The sequence below is a fragment of the Pyxidicoccus sp. MSG2 genome (assembly GCF_026626705.1).
Taxonomy (GTDB): Bacteria; Myxococcota; Myxococcia; order Myxococcales; family Myxococcaceae; genus Myxococcus.
The window spans coordinates 9,752,690-9,771,660 of the sequence record NZ_JAPNKC010000001.1; the positions used below are offsets into that span (position 1 = coordinate 9,752,690).

Consider the following 18,971-nt stretch of genomic DNA (forward strand, 5'->3'; position numbering starts at 1 on the left):
GAGCGAGCGCCATGGATTCGGAGGACCCATCCACCGAGCTGGGGGCTGCAAAGGTTCCGCTGGTATCCGCCGAGAGGCAGCAGAAGGTTCGCCGTACACCGCGAGGCAAGAAGCCCTCGGTGCTGGCGCGGGGTGACTTCCGGAGTGTCGATGAGCGCATGGCCGCGGGCCGGGCCCTGCGCAAGCGCTGTCCCCGGAGTGTCCATGCCCTGTGGAAGCCCTTCCGGGGGCGGGAGCCGCTGGAGCAGCTCCGCCTCTCCGATGCGACGCGGCTGCCGTGGCTCGTCCCCGTGCGCCACGAGCGCATGGCGGAGTCGAGCTTCGCCTTCCTCCGGGGCACGCCCTTCGTCATGGCGAGAGACCTGGCGCGCACACCGGTGAGCGGCCTGCGCAGTCAGCTCTGCGGAGACGCGCACCTGGCCAACTTCGGCCTCTTCGGCACGCCGGAGCGCCGCCTCATCTTCGACCTCAATGACTTCGACGAGACGCTGCCCGGCCCCTTCGAGTGGGACGTGAAGCGACTGGCGGCGAGCTGCGTGGTGGCGGCGAGGCAGAACGGGCTCGGCGGTGGGAAGAAGGCGGCCCGGCACGCGGTGAGGGCCTACCGGCGGATGATGCGCGAGCTCGCCCCGCAGGGGCTGCTGGAGGTCTGGTCCCGGGGCGTGGATGCGGAGCAGCTCATGCGCGACTGCTCCAGTCCGGATGGACTCGCGCAGCAGGCCGTGGAGAAGGCCCTGCGCCGCACCAGCGCCCACGCGGTGGAGAAGCTCACCGAGGAACGCGACGGTCAGCGGCACCTCGCGTACCAGCCTCCGCTGCTCTTCCCGCTCGCCTCGGTGAAGATGGGCATCTCCGCGGCGGAGCTGCGCCGACGGATGAAGCGACTGGCGCTGGGCTACCTGGCCTCGCTGGACGGCGCCATGAGGGACCTCTGCCTGCGGTACCAGCAGCGCGAGTGGGGCTTCAAGGTGGTGGGCGTGGGCAGCGTGGGGCTCCAGGCCTACGTGGTGCTGTGCGAGGGCAACGGCGGCAATGACCCGCTGGTGCTCCAGGTGAAGGAGGCACAGGCCTCCGTGCTGGAGCCCCACCTGGGCCCGAGCGGCTTCCGGAGCCACGGCGAGCGCGTGGTGGTGGGGCAGAAGCGGATGCAGGCCTTCTCGGACCTGTTCCTCGGGTGGACGGAGATAGAGGGGATGGGGACCTTCTACGTCCGGCAGCTGCGCGACATGAAGGGCTCGCTGGACGTGGAGAAGATGGAGCCGGACGTATTCCTCGAGTACGCGGAGTCCTGCGGCGCCACGCTGGCCCGTGCCCACGCGCGCACGGGAGATGCCGCCGCCATCGCCGGCTACCTGGGCAGCAGCACCTGTTTCGATGAAGCCGTGGCCGACTTCGCCTGCGCCTACGCGGACCAGGTGGATGAGGACTACGGGCGCTTCATCGACACGCCGGAGACGGGGAAGTTGCACTGACTCACCACTCCCGGGAGGTTGTCGCGACCTCCGCGCCCCACCTGGTGGTTGTTCTTTCGCTCCGCCTGTGACGGGATTCCGGCGCACGTCGTAGCGCCCCTGGAGACCCGAACATGGCCGTGGCCCGCGCGCTGAGCCCCAACGAAGCGGAGTTCGAGTTCTACAACCGTCGGCTGAGCGGCGCGCTGCAGATGCAGCTCTGCCTGCGGATGAGCGGGCCCCTCTCGTTCGACATCGTCCAGCGCGCGCTGCGGTTGCTCCAGCAGGAGCACACGCTGCTCCAGGCCCGCATCGCCGGCCCCGAGGGTGGCCTGCACTACGAGGTGGACCCGGCCCTGCGCCTTCCCGCCCGACAGGTGCCCCGCACCGGGGCCGACCAGTGGCGCGAGGTGATTCGCGAGGAACTCAACGCGTCCCTGGACTCCTCCGAGGGGCTGATGCGGGTCAGCTACGTTCCCGCCGGAGCGGGGACGGACCTGCACGACCTCGTCATCAAGTCGCACCACGGCATCATGGACGCGGCGGCGATGATGCGCGTCTACGGTCGGCTGATGGAGCTGTGCGGCGAGCTGGCCACGGGGAAGGAGCCCACGCCGATGGCGCCGCGTCCCGTCTCGCCGCCGACGACGGAGTTGCTGCCGCTCAAGGGGCTGTCGCTGGGCCTGAAGAAGGCCCGCTTCATGGCGTACATGCTGCGGACGATGATGACGAAGAAGCCTCGGCCGATGCCGATTGTCGACTTCGCGCCCGTCGGCCAGCAGCAGTCCAGCTTCGAGCACCTGCGGGTGCCGGCGGACGTCCTCGCGCCCCTGGTGGAGCGGGCGCGCGAGGAGCGCAGCTCCATCACCGCTGCGCTCGCGGCGGCGATGCTGCTCACCATCCGCAAGGGCCTGCCGGGCGAGGGGCCCCTGAATCTCGCGTGGCTCTCACCGCTCAGCTACCGGAACGCCATCAAGTCTGAGTTCGCCGACCCGTCGAACCTGGCCTTCGCCTTTGGCACGGGCATGTTCGTCAACAGCGTGGACGCGCGCAGCGGCACGTTCTGGGACCTGGCCCGCGCGACGAAGGCCAACATCGAGGACGCGGTGAAGAGCCAGCTGCACTACACCACTCCGCACATGGCGAAGATGCGGCTGAGCTTCTTCGAGAAGGAGCAGCCGCCCGCCATGGTGCTGTCCTTCTCCAACATGGGCACCTTCCAGGTGGCGGACACCTTCGGTCCGCTGACGCTCCGGGAGGTGCAGTTCACCCCCGCCATCCGCGGCTACGGGCCGCTGTGGGTCGTGCACGCGTACACGTATCGCGAGGAGCTATACATCCACCTGGGCTTTGCCCAGCCCCTGCTGCGTCCCGAGGCAGCGCGCGCCTGGTTGGACTCCGTTGTCGGCTACCTGAAGGACTCGCTGGCAAGGTAGTCGACCACCCACCGGGGCGGGGCGCGGCGGGATTGGCCTTCATCCCTGGGCCTGCGTGAATACCTTGTGGATCGAGACGCGGACCGGACGATGCGGGGGCATCGGAGCACCGCGGCTCGAGGACACACAGCCCCATGCTCCGTGTGAAGACGTACATCGCACAGTCAGGCATCCATGGGGTCGGTCTGTTCGCGGGTGCTCCCATCGCCGGGGGCACTGTCATCTGGGGGTTCGACCCGCCGGTGGACCAGCGCTTCACGCCGGACGACGTGAAGCAGATGCCGCCGATGATGAAGACCTTCCTGTCCCGCTACGCGTACAGCGACCGGGGCACGCTGGTGCTGTGCGGTGACCACGCGCGCTTCATGAACCACTCGCCCCAGCCGAACTGTGGCAATGACCCGACCCGCCAGTACACGCTGGCGCTCCGGGACATCGCCCAGGGCGAGGAACTGACCGACAACTACGTCACCATGGAGGACAGCTGGGAGCCGTTCGCCGGCATCATCGAGCCCGAGCGGATGTGAGCTTCGGGCGCGTGCGGCCTCACGCGCCCCTTCGCGTGACGCTCAAGGCGTAGGCGAGACCGTCGCGTCGGGCCCGCCGTCAGCGGGGGAGGGCGGGGCCTCCAGCAAGTCCTCCGGCTTCGTGGGCAACTCCACCCACGTCGCGGACACCTCCAGCACGTCCGGCCCGGAGCCTCGCGCATACACCGTGCCGGGCTTGTCCTTCACCTCGTTGCCCAGCCACAGCCGCGCCAGTTCCTTCCCGTCCGCGCCCTGGAGCACCGCGCCCCTCGACGCGTCGGAGATGCCGAACTTGGCCCAGCTCTTCGGCTTCGCCTCGCTGAAGGCCGACGCCTTGAAGGTGTCCAGCGAGCCCAGCACCGACGCCACCTTGAAGTGCTGCGCCTTGCCCTTCTTCGGAGACTCCACCTCCCACACCCCGGCGCCACCGTCCGCGCCCGTCACGCGCGCCACTGCAATCGGCTCCGCGCCACCGCCCGGGTGGAAGACCAGGCGCTTCACGTCCTCGCGGCGGAAGGCGAGCACCCGCTTGTCCTTCAACTCCGGCACGCCCATGTCCAGCACGGCCAGCGCGCTCTCCGGCACCTCGCCCAGCAGCGCCTGCGGGCCCTGCTCGCGCAGCGCGTACACCTTCGTCTCCCCACCCTCCGTCACCTGGGACAGGCGCAGGCGCACCGGCTCACCCGTGGCCGGCGTGAAGCGCGCGTCCACCACCGGCGCCTCCAGGCCCAGCTTCTGGCGCGCCTCCGCCGAGTCCACCGGGAAGGACAGCGCCCGCTGCTCCTTCAGCGCCGTCAGCAGGTCCGCCACCTTCACCTCGTCCGCGCGCTCCGCCACCGGCTTCACCAGCCGCCACCCCGTCCCGCCCGTGTCGCGCGCCAGCAGGTACGCGTTCGCCTTCGCCTTCACCTCGATGCTCTGGAGCGAGGGCTCCTCCAGCGGCCCGAGGAACTCCTTCGAGCGCAGCGCGAAGCTGTCCCTGTCCAGCGACCAGCGCACCGCACCCGGCGCGGCATACACCTTCGGGTCTCCCTCGCGGCGCACGTAGACGGAGCCGTCGAAGGTGTTCTCGATGCCACCGTGCAGCGTCACGGTGCGCTCCTGCGCCGGGCTGCCCATGGACGCCGTCGCCGTCACGGAGAAGACGGGCGTCTTCAGCCCGTACTTCTCCAGGTCCGCGTCGGTGGGCGCCTCGTCCACGGTGGCGGTGAACTTCGACGAGGCCAGCGTGCTCGTCATCGCCTCCACCGCCGCCATCTCCGCGCGGGCGGACACGGGGGACGTGACTCGCCACGTGCCGTCCTTCTCGCGCACCAACTCAGTGGTGCCGCTGCTCGCCTTCACCGTGAGCTTCGTGAAGACGGGCGCGGGGGAAGCCCCGCCGGCCTCTCCCTTCGCGCCGGCCTCTTGGGCGGCGAAGAGCTGCTCTGACACTTCCTTGCGCTCGGCCTCGCGCGCGTCGGGCTCCTTCACGCCGTACCACGCGTAGAGGCCCAGGCCCGCCGCGGCGGCGGTGAGGGCGAGCAGCGTCACCAGGTTCTTCTGTGTCTGCCTCACTTGTTGCGCCTCGAGAGCCAGATGGCCAGCCCCATGCCCAGGAGCGACAGGGGCAGCAGGTCCGTGGAGACGAATCGGATGCCGTCCATCGACGCCTCGTCCAGCTCCAGCGTGGACACTTCGCGGTCCGGCGGGCGGATGGTGATGCGCTGAATCTGGTTGGACGCCCAGCCCAGTGCGTTCATCACCAGGTTGCGGTTGGGCTCGTGCCCCCAGTTCGGGTCCAGGAGGAGCTCCGAGTCACCCACCACCACCAGCCGCGCCTGGTCGAAGCGCTTGTCCTGCGCGTCCTTCGTGTCGCGCGTGGCGGCCACCGCCAGCGTGAGCTGGCCCGTCTTCTCGCCGTCGGAGGGCATGGCGTTCTCCTCCGGCTTCGTCTCCACCCAGCCGTACTGAGAGGTGAGCACCAGCGGATCCACCTTCACGCCCGGGACCAGTCCGAAGCGCAGCGCGGACAGGCTGCGCGGGGTGGGGAACTCGATGTTCAGCCCGCGCGCCTTCAGCGGCTTGACGATGTCGTGCTCGCTGTAGAAGGCCGACAGCACCACGTACGGGTTGCCGCTGTTGTACTGCGCGTCCGCGGCGACGCCGTCATCCACCTGCACGCCGTACTCGGCCAGCAGCGCGTCCAGGCCGTCCTGCAGCCCCGCGTCCGCGAAGTAGAGCAGCCGCCCGCCGGTGGCGAGGTACTTCTGGAGCGCTTCCATCTCCGGCTTCGCGTACGGCGTGCGCGCCCCCGCGATGATGAGCACCGCGGCGTCCCTCGGCACCTCCGTCTTCCCCAAGAGGTTGAGCGCCTCCGGGGTGTAGCCCTCCTGCCGGAGTTGCCGCGTCAGCTCGGACAGGCTGGCGCCCGGGTCCGTGGACGGCGCCTGCTCCTTCACCAGCGGCCACTCGCCGTGGCCGGTGACGAGGTAGACCTTCTGCGTCCCCACTGCGGCCAGCTTGATGAGGGCGTTGGTCAGCTCCTGCTCGGACAGGGTGTTGAGCGTGGTGTGCGACTCGTTGGCACCCTCGCCGCGCACCAGCACCACCGTCGTCTGGCCCTCCTTGAGCTGGTACTTCGCGGCCAGGTCCGGGCTGCGGCGCGGGTCCTTGAAGGCGTACTCGAACTTCTCCGGCGCCTGCGCGTGGTAGCGCTGGAACAGCTCGTCGAGCAGGCCGTAGTTCGGGTGCGAGGGCGGGATGAAGCCGAGCGCCCGCACCTTGTCCGGCAGTCCGGCCAGGGTGGCCGTCGTCTGCGGCGCCAGCGTGTAGATCTTCTCCTTCGTCAAATCCCAGGTCTGGTTCTTCTTGTGGGCGATGTAGTTCACCGCGACCAGGCCGGCCAACGCCACCAGCGCGGTGAGCACCGTGGTGGCGAAGAAGAAGCTCGACTTGCGCGAGGCGAACTGGCCGAACTGCTGGAAGTTGGTGGCGGTGTACGCGCCAAGCAGCAACAGCCCGAGGCCCGCCTTCACGCCGGCGGCCAGGAGGCTGCCCGAGGTGACGAACAGCGTGAAGGGGCTCGACAGCAGGAGCAGGAGTCCGAAGGCCCCCATCACCTTTCCGACGTGGGTCGCTTTCATGGCGGTTCAGGCCCAGCGCTGCGCTTCCACCGTGCGGTGGGTGAGCAGCAGAGAGAAGACGATGACCGAGGCGAAGAACACGAGCGACTGCACGTCCATCACCCCCTTGAGCATGTTCTGGAGCTGCGCGTCGAAGGACAGGTACGTCAGCACCGAGCGCAGCGGCTCGTCCACCGACTGGGCCACGCCGGACAGCAGCATCCACGGCAGCAGCACCGTGAAGGTGAGGAAGGCCGCCAGCATCTGGCTCTCCGTCAGCGCGGAGATGAACAGCCCCACCGCCATGCAGGTGGCGCCCCACACCAGCAGCCCGCCGTAGCCCAGCAGCACCGTGGACCACTCCAGCGCGGTGCCGGACTCCGCCTTGCCGAACGCGGACAGCAGCAGCGGGAAGACGATGGTGAGCCCCAGCGTGGCGGAGATGACGCCCAGGCCGCCGAGGTACTTGCCCACCACGATTTCGATGGGCCGCACCGGCGCCGTCATCAGCAATTCGAAGGTTTTATTGCGCTTCTCCTCGGCGAACAGCCGCATGGAGAGGAAGGGCGCCACGAAGAGGGTGATGATGAGGACGGTGCCCCACAACTGCACCACCACGCCGTCGGTGAGGTTGCGGTAGACGCCGAAGTCCGGGGGCATCTGCTCCCAGCTCATCAGCCGCGCCATGTCCTGCACCTGCTTGAACTTCTGCAGCAGGTCCACGAAGAAGAACGAAGAGAGCGCCACCATCGCCGTGAAGACCGCGTAGGCCCACGGCGTCGTGAAGTAGATGGACAGCTCCTTGCGGGCAATCGCCAGGGCGGTGCGCATGGGTGATTTCCTTGAAGGCGGGCGCCGCTCAGGCGGCGGTCAGCTTGATGAAGACTTCTTCCAGCGACGCGCTGTCCGCCTGGCCGTGGAGGCTGGCCAGCTTGCGAATCTCGTCGTAGGCGACAATCTTCCCCTGGTTGATGATGAGGGCCTTCTCGCACGTCATCGTCACCTCCGGGAGGATGTGCGTGGAGAGGATGACGGTGTGCTTGCCGGCCAGCCCCTTGATGAGGGCACGGACCTCGGCGCGCTGCGCGGGGTCCAGTCCCTCGGTGGGCTCGTCGAGGATGAGCACCGGCGGCGAGCCGAGCAGCGCCTGGGCGATTCCGACGCGCTGCTTGTATCCCTTGGAGAGGTTCTGGATGACGCGGTCCAGGACGTGCATCACGCCGGTGAGGCCGGCCACCCGCTCCACCTCCACCTTGAGGCCGCGCCCGGGCAGCCCCTTCAGGGACGCCACGAACTTGAGGTACCCGCGCACCGTCATCTCCGGGTAGAGCGGCGGCGTCTCCGGCAGGTAGCCGATGCGCCGCTTCACCTCCAGGGGCTGCTCGAAGACGTCGAAGCCTCCCACCCGGGCGGTGCCCGCCGACGGCGGCAGGAAGCCGGTGAGAATCTTCATGGTGGTGGACTTGCCGGCGCCGTTGGGGCCGAGGAAGCCGAGAATCTCACCCTCTTCGACACTGAAGGTGAGGTCCTCCACCGCCACCCGGTCGCGGTAGCGCTTGGTGAGGTGCTGCACCTCGATCATCGGCATGGGAAGGCTCACGTGAAGAGGCGATCCACCCAGGGCCGCGGGCCGTTGAGCGGATTCGCCTGACGGTCTCGCAAAAGGCGCGCGAATATAAAAGCCGACTTTCGCCCGTCAAGGCGAGTTCCCGTACTCTGGGAGCGGGCTTGCCCTGCTGGCCGGACTCCTGCATCAGGGGTCTCCGGTGCGGTTTTCCGGACACGCCGAACAGGGGTAGTGAGGCGTCTATGCCAATCGTGGTGCAGAAGTACGGCGGCTCCTCGGTCGCCGACGTGGAGAAGATTCGCAAGGTGGCCGGGCGCGTGAGGGACAAGCGCGACTCGGGCTACCAGGTGGTGGTGGTGGTGAGCGCCATGGGCGACACCACGGACGAATTGCTGGCCCTGGCCAAGGGCGTGTCCGAGGACCCGCCCCGGCGCGAGCTGGACATGCTGCTGACGTGCGGAGAGCGCATCTCCATGGCGCTGTTGTCCATGGCCCTCCAGGAGATGGGGGTGCCGGCCATCAGCTTCACGGGCAGTCAGAGCGGCATCATCACCAACGACGCGCACGCGCAGGCCCGCATCATGGAGGTGCGGCCCTACCGCATCCACGACGAGCTGGCGCGGGGCAAGGTGGTCATCGTCGCGGGCTACCAGGGCGTGTCCTACAAGAAGGAAGTGACGACGCTGGGGCGTGGCGGCTCGGACACGACGGCGGTGGCGCTGGCGGCCGCGCTGGACGCGGAGGCGTGTGAAATCTTCTCCGACGTGGATGGCGTCTTCAGCGCGGACCCGCGCGTGGTGCCGGACGCACGCAAGCTGGAGTCGCTGAGCTACGACGAGATGCAGGAGCTGGCGAGCGCGGGCGCCAAGGTGCTCAACGCGCAGGCGGTGGAGTGGGCCAAGGCGCGCGGCATCGCCATCCTCGCGCGCACGGCGCACGGGCAGGGGACGGGCACGGTGGTGCAGGAGCTGTCCGTCCCCGCCGACAACCGGGTGAAGGGCGTCACGGCCGAGCCGGAGATGGCGGTGCTGTCCGCCAGCGAACAGGTGCGGCTGGAGGAGCTGCTGGAGTTCCTGGATGCGCGCGGCGTGCGAGGCCGGACGCTCGGCTTCGACGGGCCCACGGGCGGCGCGAAGCACACCGCCATCGCAGTGCCGCTGGCGGACATCCACGGGACGGACGCGCTGCGCAAGGACCTGGCCACGCGCTTCGGCGAGTCCGTGTCCTGGCGGGAGGACCTGGGCACCGTCACCTGCGTCGGGGTGGGGCTGAACGCGGACTGGGTGCCGCTGCGGCGGGCGCTGGCGGCGGCGGAAGAATTGGGAGCGCGGGTGTACGCCGTCCACACCTCGCCGCTGCAGCTGACGTTGCTGGTGGACAAGGCGCACCTGAAGGGGCTGACGGCCCGGGTGCACCGGGAGCTCCTCGGCGGGTAGGCGGCTTCCCACACAGGGGCACGCCGGAGGTGGATTGTTGATCCACGCGCCTCCGGCGTGGCACCCCGCTTCCCTCCGGGGGGTTCGTGCCTACCCTCGCGTCCTGAACACCGTGAGGTGGAGGACGGGATGGCACGGGGAAGCCGGTGGTGGATGGTGGCGGGCGGACTGGCCCTCCTGTGCGCCTGGGGCGGCTGCCAGGAGCAGCCCGCGCCCGAGCGGCCGGATGTGGGCGACCGCCATGACGAGCCTCCCCTGGAGGACGGACACGACGGTGGCGACGGCGGCTTCCACCCCGGCATCATCGACGCCGGCAGTGACGGCGGAGAGGGCGAGCCCGACGGAGGCGTGGAGGAGCCGGACGCCGGCCCGCTCCCGGAGCCGCCGCCGCGAGACGCGGACGCGGTGCGCAAGGAGAACCAGCGCCCCGGGACGACGGCGTGGCGCATCAACCGCGACTCGGGCGACCGGGTGGCCAACTCCCGCGAAATCGAGGGCTACGCGCTCGAGACCACGGTGAAGCCGGGCGACACGTTGCGCGTGGCGGTGTCCCTCTCCACGGCGAAGAACTACCGCTGGGTCGTGTACCGGTTGGGCCACTACGGTGGGGCAGGGGGCCGCGAGGTGGCGCGCGGTGGCCCGCTGCAGGGCGTGAAGCAGGCCGAGTGCCCGACGGACCCGGACACCGGGATGACTGCATGCACCTGGGCGCCCTCGCTGGAGATTCCCATCGGTGGTGACTGGGTGCGCGGCGTGTACGTGGTGAAGCTGATTCGCGACGACCGCTACCAGCGCTACGTGCCCTTCTTCGTGCGGGACGCGAATCCGCGCGCGGAGGTGGCGGTGCTGATTCCCACCGCGACGTGGGCCGCCTACAACACGTGGGGCGGCACCAGCCTCTATGACGACAAGTTCCAGGTGATGAAGCCGCACGGCGTCAGCCGCGCCTTCCGCTCGTCGTACGACAGGCCCTACCACCGGGGGCAGGGCACCGGACACCTGCTGACGGACGACATCAGCCTCGTGCAGTGGCTGGAGGCGCAGGGGCTGGACGTGGGCTACTTCACCGACGAGGACCTGGACGCCAGCTACGACTTCGTGGCGGGTGCGAAGGCCTTCCTCCTCTCCGGGCACGACGAGTACTGGTCCTCGCGGGACAGGGACCATGCGGACCGGGCGCTGGCGGAAGGACGCTCGCTGCTCAACCTGGGCGCGAACAACGCGTACTGGCAGGTGCGGCTGGAGCCGGCGGCGGACGGGCGGCCGCGCCGCATCGTCACCTGCTACAAGGGCCACGAGGACGACCCGTTCAAGGACTCGCGCCGCACGGCGAAGTTCAGGGATTTGCCGCAGAAGCGTCCGGAGAACGCGCTGCTCGGCGTGCAGTTCGCCGCCCGCTGGCACCAGTTCGGCTTCCCCGCCGTCATCACCGCGCCCAATCACTGGGCGCTGGCGGGCACGGGATTGAAGGCCGGTGACACGCTGTGGATGGCCAACGGCTACGAGCTGGACCAGCTCGTGGACAACGGCGTCACGCCGCAGGGCGTGGACGTGCTGGCGGAGTCCCCGGCGCTGTCGCTCCAGGGGGCCTTCGGGTTCAGTCACATGGTGGTGCGCCAGCAGGGGAGTGCGTACGTCTTCTCCGCGGGCGGCATCGACTTCGTGCGCACGCTGGCCGCGGAGGACATGGCGGACCCGCGCGCCGCGCGCATCGTCGCCAACGTCCTCTACAAGGCGCTGGGCCGGCCGGTGCCGGAGGGGCTGGTGGAGTTCCAGCGGAAGAACGCCGGCCATTCCGAGGGCCCCTTCTCTCCGTCCGTCCAGACGGTGGCGGGGCAGCCCGGGAAGCGTCCGCGCGCGGGGGCGCCGGTGGCTTCGGACGCGCTCGGCGCGCCGGTGGCGGTGACGGTGCTGCCGGACGGTGGGTGGGCGGTGGCCGACGCGCAGGCCAACGCGGTGAAGCGCGTGTCGCCGGATGGCACCATCCGCACGGTGCTCACGGGGCTGAACGGGCCCATGGGCATCGCCGCGGACGCAGTGGGCAACATCTACGTCGCGGACTCGGATGCGCATGTCATCCGCCGCATCCCGGCGGACGGAGGGAAGGCGGAGGTGTTCGCCGGGACGACGCCGGGCATGCAGGACGGGCCCGCGATGGGGGCGGCCTTCAACCAGCCCTCGGGGCTGGCGCTCACGCCGGATGGCACCGCGCTGCTGGTGGCGGACCTGAACAACGGCGTGATTCGCCGCATCGACCTGGTGGCGTTGGGCAATCCGGTGACGACGCTGCAGGGCGAGTGGATGTACCGGCCGTCCGCGGTGGCGGTGTCGGCGGATGGCAACACCCTGTACGTGGTGGAGACGGGCATGGCGCGCGTGCTGCGCATTCGCGGGGGAGTCACCTCGGTGGTGGCCGGCACCACGCCGGGCTTCAAGGACGGGAAGCCGGAGACGGCGCAGTTCCTGCCGTACCTGGGTGTCGCGGTGCTGCCGGACGGCTCGCTGGCGGTGTCGGACCCGGGCAACTACCGCGTGCGGCGCATCCTCTTCGAGGGGGACGGCTCGCCGCGCGAGGTGACGACGATGGCGGGCAGCGGACGCTACGGGAATGCCGATGGGCCGGGGGAGCGCGCGAGCTTCGTGCTCCCGGCGGGCCTGGCGGTGGGGGCGGATGGGCGCCTCTACGTGGCGGACTCCGGCAACGGGCTGGTGCGCGCGATTGCGCCGTGTGCGCGGTAGCCCACGGACGCGGTGAAGGCCCGGGGGCTCCAGCCTCCGGGTCCGCTTTGACTGCGGGCGGTATGGCGTCCAGGCCTCTCCGGGCCCTTCAGGGTACCTTCCGGGCCCTTCAGGGTACCTGTATTGTTATAAAGTCATCATTGGTGGTCTGCTGGGAGGGCGAACGGCGGCCCTCGGCGTGGCGCTGACCCCGTGAGGGGTTGGCGGAGACAGCCCATGATGATGCGAGCAAAGTTCCTGCTGTTTGCTACAGCCGCGGTCGGGCTCGTGGTGTTGATGGGAGGCGCGCTCGTCCTGGGCTCCTTCCAGGGGCGGCGCTCGCAGGACCGGGCCCTCGCCGCCGATGAGCAGGGGATGATGCTCGGCGACCTGCGCCTGGAGTCCATCCGCTACGTGCAAGCGGTGCGGGACGCCATCGAGACCCGGCAGGCCATGGACGGCGCCCGGGACGAGGCCTTGCGGCGAGTGGACGCCTCCTTCGAACGGATGCGGCGGCTGGCGGACCGGGAGGAGGAAGCGGGAGGCGTGTCTTCCGACGCCGAGAACGCGCGGCTGGAGCGCCTGCATGAGGCCCTGCGCCGCTGGCTGGTGGATACGACGGAGCGCGCGCGCGAGGTGCAGCCCGAGGCGGAGGTGCGATTCCTCAACGAGGCCCGCGGTGCGTACCTGCGCGACGTGGAGCCGCTGCTGTCGCAGGCGCTGCAGGGCGAAGCGGCGGAGAGGGCCGACCTCCTGCTCGAGACGGGACAGACGTTCCGGGCCGCGGAGGTGCTGGGCGTGGGACTTCCCCTTGTCGCGCTGCTGGTCATGGGCGGGTTGGCGTGGACGATGCTCGTGCCGCTCCAGCGCACCCTGCGGGACTTCCTCGCGAGCGCGGAGCGCGTGGGCCAGGGCGACTTCGAGCAGCTGCTGCCCGAGGAACGCGAGGATGAGTATGGCCTGCTCGCGCGGGCCTTCAACCGCATGGCGCGCCAGCTGCGCGAGCTCATCGAGGAGCGGCAGCGCCGGGCGCGCGAGGACGCGGAGGCCTCCGAGCGGGAGACGCGCCGCAACAACATGCTGCTGGAGGCGACGGTCCGTGAGCGGACGGCGGAGCTGGAGCATGCGAACACGCGGCTGACGGAGAGCCTGCGGGAGCTCCAGGCCACGCAGGCGCAGTTGTTGTTCGCGGACCGGTTGGCCTCGGTGGGGCAGCTCGCGGCCGGCATCGGGCACGAAATCAACAACCCCCTGGCCTTCATCATCAGCAACCTGGAGTACGTGCAGGAGGAGCTGCGCCTGCAGGACGGGGGCGTGGAGCGCTCGCGCACGGAGGTGCGGCTGGCATTGTCGGAGGCGAGGGAAGGGGCGGAGCGGGTGCGCCTCATCGTCCGCGAGCTGCGGAACCTGGCGCGTCCGGACAGCCTGGAGTCCGGGCCGGTGGACCTGAAGGCGGTGGTGCGCAGCGCGGAGAAGATGGCCATCCACCTCATCCGCACGCGCGCGAGGCTCGTGCTGGACGTGGACGACGCGCCGCCCGTGCATGGCAACGGGGCTCGGCTGTGCCAGGTGGTGCTCAACCTGTTGCTCAATGCGGCGCATGCCATCGAGCCGGGCGGAGGGCAGCGCCACACCATTCGCGTGAGCGCGCGGGCGCAGGAAGCGCAGACGGTGCTGGTGGAGGTGGAGGACACCGGCTGCGGGATTCCGCCGGAGAACCTCGGCCGCATCTTCGACCCGTTCTTCTCCACGCGGCCGGTGGGGACGGGGACGGGGCTCGGGTTGGCGGTGTGCCACGGCATCGTCGCGTCCCATGGCGGGGAAATCTCCGTGGAGAGCGAGGTGGGGAAGGGCACCACGGTTCGCGTGAAGCTGCCGGTGTTCGTCGAGGGCGAGCGCGCGGCTCCTCTGGAACGGGAGTCACAGGCCCCCGCGCTGCTCGAGCGGCAGGCGTCCTAGGGCGTCGCGAGGCGCCCCCGTCAGTCGCCGTCCGGTCCGCCGAGCGTCGTCAGGATGCGTCGCCGCACGTCCACGGCCCGCTTCGAGCCCGGTGCCGCGCGCGCCAGCAGGCCGACGAGGTTGAAGAGGTCGAGCACCTCCGCCTGACGCCGCCAGTCCTCGGGCAGGTGTCCCCCGTGTTCCTGGTAGCTGGCGGCGAAGGCCTCCACGAAGGGCTCGGGTGGCGCCCAGCGCAGCAGTTGGCCCACGTCCAGGAGCGCGGGCCCGGCGTAGGCGAACTCCCAGTCGAGGACCAGGGGAAGGCCCGTCTTCGTGTCATGGAGGTTGGAGGCCTTGAAGTCGCCATGCAGCAACACGGCGCCACCGGCCCACGCACGCAGCGACTCCGCATGCCGCTCGATGAAGCCGGAGAGCGGCGTGTACAGCTCCGAGCGGAGCGTGGGCTCCAGCGCGTCGAGCTGCGAGCGCAGGTGGTCATGGAACGCGGCGAACACGTCATGGAACGGCGTCACCACGTCCAGCGTGGGCCCCAGGAGTCCGGCCTCGGAGAACCCACGTGCATGCACTTCCGCGAGCGCGAGTCCCAGTGCCTCACCATGCGCGGCAGAGCCCTGCAATGGAGCGTGGGGGACATACTCCAGCAGGAGGAAGTCCTCGCCTGACGCGAGCACCGCGGGCACCCGGAACGACTTCCACCCGAGGCCGAGCAGTGCCTGCTCCTTGCGGAGCGTCCCCGTGTCCCGCCGGTAGACGCGCAGTACGCGCCCGGTGCCGATGCGCATGTTGACGTTGGCGTGGCCGCCGCTCAGCAACTCGCACGGCTCGTCGGTGGGACCGATGCGCTGGAGAATCTCTTCGCGGTCGAGCGCGCGAAGCTCCGCCTTCCGCTCCCAGTCACGCTCGGGATTGGGTAACGGCTCCGGCGCACTCACGGAGAGAAGCGGGCGTTGTCACGCACCCACGCCAGGTAGGGGCCGTGGCCGTCGGTGATGTCGAGGCGGAGCACCTCGGGTACTTCATAGGGATGCAGTGCGACGACGCGGGCGCGGAGCGCCTCGAAGAGGACGTCCTTCGTCTTGAGGATGATCAGCACTTCCTGCTCGTCGTGGACCTTGTCCTCCCAACGGTAGATGGAGCGCAGGCCGGGGACGATGTTGCCGCACGCGGCGAGCTGCTCCTCCACCAGCGTGCGCGCCAGCTCGGCGGCCTTGTCGGTGGAGGGCGCGGTGACGAGGACGAGGATGACGTCGGTCATGTCAGAAGTGGAATGGAGGCGGTGGGCCCCATGCCCAAGCGCTCACGCATGTCCCTGGAATGTCCAGCGGGTCCATTGTCAGCGTACCTGTCCGCTGTCATCGTGGCGAACCGTACAGGTCCGCGGCACCGATTGCTTCAGGGAGCTGCCTGAATGGACTCGTCGCAGGGAGCCATCGCAATCACCGGTCTCGGCATGGTGTCAGCGCTGGGCCATGGGGCCATCCCATCTTGCGCTGCTGCGCGGGCGGGAATCGTGAGGGCGGCCCCACTTCCCGACTCCCATGTTCATGACGGGGCTTCTCACGAGCCTGCGGCTCTCGTCGGGCATCCCGTTCCCGGCGCAGAGGGCTTCGAGGGCATTGGAAAACTGGCGGTACTGGGATGGGAAGCACTCACGGACCTGCTGACGTCGGCAGGGCCCGGCGTTCCATCTGGCGCGGGAACCGGCCTGCTGCTTGCCCTCAACGATGGTTATTTCATCGAGAGCCTGCTGGCGCGACGGGCGCGGGCCGCTGCGAAGAGCGAGGTCCGCTCCGAGCAGCGGATGGAACATGAAGCGAAGCGCCAACGGGTAGAGGCAATGCTCCTCCCCCGGCTCCGTGAGCTGTCTGGCGTGGCCTTCCACCCAGGCGTTCAGCGGCTTTATTTCGAGGGACACGGTGGTTTCATCCTCGCGGTCGCGGATGCCGTCAAGATGCTGCGCCAGAGAGAGGTGGGGGCCTGTATTGTTGGTGGGGTGGACTCGCTGCTCGAACCCGAGGTGTTGAAGGTCCTGCTCGAACTCCGGGTGTTGAAGACGCCAGAGCGGCCTGTCGGTTTCATGCCAGGAGAAGGCGCTGCATTCATTCGCCTGGAGCGGGCAGAAGAGGCGGCAAGGAGAGAAGGAAGCACCCTGGCACTCCTGGAGGCCCCGCATTTCGTCCGTGAGCCTCAGCATCGTTTTTCTTCCGAGCCTTCATCTGGAGTCGCGCTGGCGGAAGCCATCGCCCGCACGTTGCGGAGTGCGGCCGCTGATTCCCGTGAGGTGGGGAAGATCATGGGAAACCTCAACGGCGATGAGTGGCGGGCACGAGAGTGGGGAATGGTGATGATTCGCGAACGAGCGCACGTGGCGCAGGCCGCGATGTGGAGCCCCGCGGAGTCATTTGGCGAGTTGGGCGCGGCCACGGCGGCCTTCTCTCTCTGCGCAGCGGTCAGGGCATTTCAGCGAGGCTACTCCCGGGGGCGGAGAATCCTCGTCTGGGCGTCCAGCGAGAGCGGCCTCAAGGGCGCAGTACTCGTTCGTACCAGCGCGAAGCGGTCCAGTCAGGAGGACGAACCACGTGGATGACAAACACGTCGAACGGCTCACCACGAACTCGGAATACCACAAGTCCAAGAAGGCCTGCATCGTCCGCCACAAGAGCGCGGAGGAGGCCCAGTGCAAGTACGCGCGCAATGGCTACGATGTGACGCAAGGGCGTAAGAAGTATTACAACGCGCCTCGCTATGACCCGGCCAAGGTCGCGAACCTCGAGCAGCAGCGGTTGGTGTTGAAGAGTCAGGGCAACAGGGTGGTCTTCACGCCGAGACAGCAGGTGGCGGGGGCCCCTGTCGTCCAGGACATCTGGGATGTAGACAAGCACGGGAACTTCGTCCCTGCCTACGACGGGGGAGACGGGGGCCATCATCCGTACAAGCACAATTGGCATCACATGATTGCCAATGAAATGCTCTTCCAGGAACTCTACGACGACAGCCTTCCAGACCCCTATCAGTTGCTGGAGTTGCTGATGGCAGGAGGGTACAACCTGAACAGCGGGCGGAACATCGTCCTGCTGCCAAAGAAGACGCTGGTCGGAATCCTGGTTCGCTGGCCCATCCACCCGAACAACCATCCCGGCTTCGATACCTATGCCCAGGGCAAGCTTTCGTGGCTCAAGCGAAAGTTGATGAAGGCGCTGGGAAACAAGTCGGTCCACGAAGTTGACCCGGAGAAAGCCGTTGCCATCAAGGAGGACCTGGAGAAGATCTCAGACAACCTCTTTCTCATCCTGGAGCAGATGCCTGGAGGCATGCACATCAACAAGATCCAGGAGGTCGGGGCTGAAATCGAGGGACGGCTGCGCCGCAGTGGAGCCCTCTCATGAGCGGAATCTTCAAGTATCACATTTTCGTAGTGCCCCCCCGCGAGCAGTATGCCTTCCTCGAGCAGGAGACGAAGGGGCTGGCCGAGCCCTGGTTGCTGGGAGAGGGCGCGCGTCTTGGAGATGGCTTCCCATCGAATGCGCGCTACCCCATCTCCAAGACGAAGCCGGGGATGAAGCTGGCTGATTTCATTGCGAACAAGTTCGGCCAGTTGTTCGTCTCGGGGCGCGCGCGCCAGGTGCTCGAAAGAGAGCCCGTCGATATCGAATGGCTTCCGGTGGTGCTGCTCGACAAGAAGGACGGCGTGGTCGACGCACCCTGTTTCATCGCCAACGTCGTGGGCCGGGTCGACTGCGTGGACCTGGCACAGTCGGAGTACGACCGCAGTTCATTCGAGCCCGACGAGTTCCTGGCCGTCCGGCGGCTGGTATTGGATGTGTCAAGGATTCCGGAAACCGCCTCCCTGTTCCGCATCAAGGAGCAGCCCGGAACCTTCATCATCCGCTCCGACCTGGTGGACAGGTTGGCCGATGCGGGTGTGAAGGGCTTCTCGCTGCTCGAACTCGGCGCTCCCGTATTCCTGTGAGACGACATGGAGTCCTCTCTCGAAAACCATCGGGACAACCTCCGGTTCTCCCTTGAGCAGTTGCTCGAAACGCTGGAGGAGGTCCAGCACATCGAACTGGAAGCGGTGACCCTCCACGAGGTCTCCCTGCACTACCGGCGGCTTGCCATCTGCGCGCTGCTCCTGGAGGCGGACACGGCGGGCTTCTTCATGCAGCTCTCCTGCAGCGCCCAGGCCTACTTGTCACTCCTTCGGAAGGTGGAGTGGAGCTCCGTCGAGTCTCCCTACTACCTGTGCGCCAGCCGGGCCTTCCCGTTCCTCGACGCGCTCGCGGCGGGAGAGCCCGACACCGCCGCCGACATCGCGAGGCTCAGCGCGGCCACCTGGATGAGGGACGACGAATACGAGGACGACTTCCTCTACATGCGCTTCCTGATGGAGCTCACCGTGGACCGCCACTCGGCGCGGCTCACGGACGGACTCCGGCGTCTACAGGAGGTCGCGGCCGACCGGGAACCGAAGCGGCTGGGCATCTGTGAGGCTCTCCTCGAGGCGGACCGCACCGCTTTCGATTCCGCCATGGAGCGGCTCGAGCTCAAGCGGAGGGAGGAACTCGCGATTCAACGCAAGAACCCTGGGGCCGCTCCTCAGTTCCTGGAGACAGAGCCCTTCGTATTCATCGAGGGGCTGGCCCTGGCGCGACTGGCGGTCTCGCTGGGCATCGGGCTCCTGCACCAGTATCCGGGCATACCCGCCCTCGCACTCACGAAGCCGAACGGCCCGAGGCCTGACGCGCGTCAGTGGCGCACGCTCGGCTGAGCCCG

The 18,971-nt window shown here is 68.6% G+C and carries 16 protein-coding genes; 10 read left to right on the forward strand and 6 right to left on the reverse strand.

Going from position 1 to position 18,971, the window contains the following annotated elements:
* Nucleotides 1-11: 11 nt before the first annotated feature.
* The 3 genes from OV427_RS38290 to OV427_RS38300 all read left to right on the forward strand — a co-directional run bounded on the left by OV427_RS38290 (nucleotide 12) and on the right by OV427_RS38300 (nucleotide 3,414).
* The gene (locus OV427_RS38290) at nucleotides 12-1,472 is read left to right on the forward strand and encodes a DUF2252 domain-containing protein (RefSeq protein WP_267861173.1); all 1,461 of its coding nucleotides are present in this window, start codon (nucleotides 12-14) and stop codon (nucleotides 1,470-1,472) included.
* Between the two features lie 113 nt (nucleotides 1,473-1,585).
* Nucleotides 1,586-2,887, forward strand: a complete 1,302-nt coding sequence (locus tag OV427_RS38295) for a phthiocerol/phthiodiolone dimycocerosyl transferase family protein (protein WP_267861174.1) — start codon at nucleotides 1,586-1,588, stop codon at nucleotides 2,885-2,887.
* A gap of 134 nt (nucleotides 2,888-3,021) precedes the next feature.
* On the forward strand, nucleotides 3,022-3,414 hold the full coding sequence (locus tag OV427_RS38300; protein ID WP_267861175.1) for an SET domain-containing protein: 393 nt from the start codon (nucleotides 3,022-3,024) through the stop codon (nucleotides 3,412-3,414).
* A 42-nt stretch (nucleotides 3,415-3,456) separates the two neighbouring features.
* On the opposite strand, the gene OV427_RS38305 is transcribed toward OV427_RS38300, so the two are convergent.
* Genes OV427_RS38305 through OV427_RS38320 form a run of 4 tightly spaced genes read right to left on the reverse strand, consistent with a single transcriptional unit; the run spans nucleotide 3,457 to nucleotide 8,100 of the window.
* Nucleotides 3,457-4,971, reverse strand: coding sequence for a DUF4340 domain-containing protein (locus tag OV427_RS38305; RefSeq protein ID WP_267861176.1), 1,515 nt, complete (start codon nucleotides 4,969-4,971; stop codon nucleotides 3,457-3,459).
* A complete protein-coding gene (locus OV427_RS38310; RefSeq protein WP_267861177.1) occupies nucleotides 4,968-6,539 on the reverse strand; it encodes a GldG family protein in 1,572 nt (523 codons plus the stop codon). The genes OV427_RS38305 and OV427_RS38310 overlap by 4 nt, the downstream gene beginning before the upstream one ends.
* Nucleotides 6,540-6,545: 6 nt before the next feature.
* Nucleotides 6,546-7,349, reverse strand: a complete 804-nt coding sequence (locus OV427_RS38315; RefSeq protein ID WP_267861178.1) for an ABC transporter permease — start codon at nucleotides 7,347-7,349, stop codon at nucleotides 6,546-6,548.
* Between the two features lie 28 nt (nucleotides 7,350-7,377).
* Entirely contained in the window at nucleotides 7,378-8,100 is a 723-nt protein-coding gene (locus OV427_RS38320; RefSeq protein ID WP_267863539.1) for an ABC transporter ATP-binding protein, read from the reverse strand.
* A 227-nt stretch (nucleotides 8,101-8,327) separates the two neighbouring features.
* Here OV427_RS38320 and OV427_RS38325 point away from each other — a divergent pair, with 227 nt between their 5' ends.
* From OV427_RS38325 to OV427_RS38335, 3 genes are all read left to right on the forward strand, one after another.
* Nucleotides 8,328-9,521 carry an aspartate kinase gene (locus OV427_RS38325; RefSeq protein ID WP_267861179.1) on the forward strand — a complete coding sequence of 398 codons (1,194 nt, stop codon included), beginning with the start codon at nucleotides 8,328-8,330 and terminating at the stop codon, nucleotides 9,519-9,521.
* Nucleotides 9,522-9,650: 129 nt separating this feature from the next.
* Nucleotides 9,651-12,260, forward strand: coding sequence for a N,N-dimethylformamidase beta subunit family domain-containing protein (locus OV427_RS38330; protein ID WP_267861180.1), 2,610 nt, complete (start codon nucleotides 9,651-9,653; stop codon nucleotides 12,258-12,260).
* Nucleotides 12,261-12,476: 216 nt separating this feature from the next.
* On the forward strand, nucleotides 12,477-14,198 hold the full coding sequence (locus tag OV427_RS38335; protein ID WP_267861181.1) for a sensor histidine kinase: 1,722 nt from the start codon (nucleotides 12,477-12,479) through the stop codon (nucleotides 14,196-14,198).
* A gap of 20 nt (nucleotides 14,199-14,218) precedes the next feature.
* Here the strand turns inward: OV427_RS38335 and OV427_RS38340 are convergent, their stop codons facing one another.
* Both OV427_RS38340 and cutA read right to left on the reverse strand, forming a co-directional pair.
* The gene (locus OV427_RS38340; protein ID WP_267861182.1) at nucleotides 14,219-15,130 is read right to left on the reverse strand and encodes a phosphotransferase family protein; all 912 of its coding nucleotides are present in this window, start codon (nucleotides 15,128-15,130) and stop codon (nucleotides 14,219-14,221) included.
* Nucleotides 15,127-15,453: a divalent-cation tolerance protein CutA gene (gene cutA, locus OV427_RS38345; protein ID WP_267861183.1), complete on the reverse strand. Its 327-nt coding sequence runs from the start codon at nucleotides 15,451-15,453 to the stop codon at nucleotides 15,127-15,129. Before cutA ends, OV427_RS38340 begins: the two co-directional genes overlap by 4 nt.
* A gap of 153 nt (nucleotides 15,454-15,606) precedes the next feature.
* On the opposite strand from cutA, the gene OV427_RS38350 reads away from it, so the two are divergent.
* From OV427_RS38350 to OV427_RS38365, 4 genes are read left to right on the forward strand one after another with little or no spacing between them, the layout of a single operon-like run.
* Complete coding sequence (locus tag OV427_RS38350) at nucleotides 15,607-16,785, forward strand: beta-ketoacyl synthase N-terminal-like domain-containing protein (RefSeq protein ID WP_267861184.1); 1,179 nt, start codon at nucleotides 15,607-15,609, stop codon at nucleotides 16,783-16,785.
* Nucleotides 16,778-17,584 (forward strand): AHH domain-containing protein, encoded by an 807-nt coding sequence (locus tag OV427_RS38355; RefSeq protein ID WP_267861185.1) that lies wholly within the window; start codon nucleotides 16,778-16,780, stop codon nucleotides 17,582-17,584. The genes OV427_RS38350 and OV427_RS38355 overlap by 8 nt, the downstream gene beginning before the upstream one ends.
* Nucleotides 17,581-18,168 (forward strand): imm11 family protein, encoded by a 588-nt coding sequence (locus tag OV427_RS38360; protein ID WP_267861186.1) that lies wholly within the window; start codon nucleotides 17,581-17,583, stop codon nucleotides 18,166-18,168. The genes OV427_RS38355 and OV427_RS38360 overlap by 4 nt, the downstream gene beginning before the upstream one ends.
* A gap of 6 nt (nucleotides 18,169-18,174) precedes the next feature.
* Complete coding sequence (locus tag OV427_RS38365) at nucleotides 18,175-18,966, forward strand: hypothetical protein (RefSeq protein WP_267861187.1); 792 nt, start codon at nucleotides 18,175-18,177, stop codon at nucleotides 18,964-18,966.
* Nucleotides 18,967-18,971: the final 5 nt, after the last annotated feature.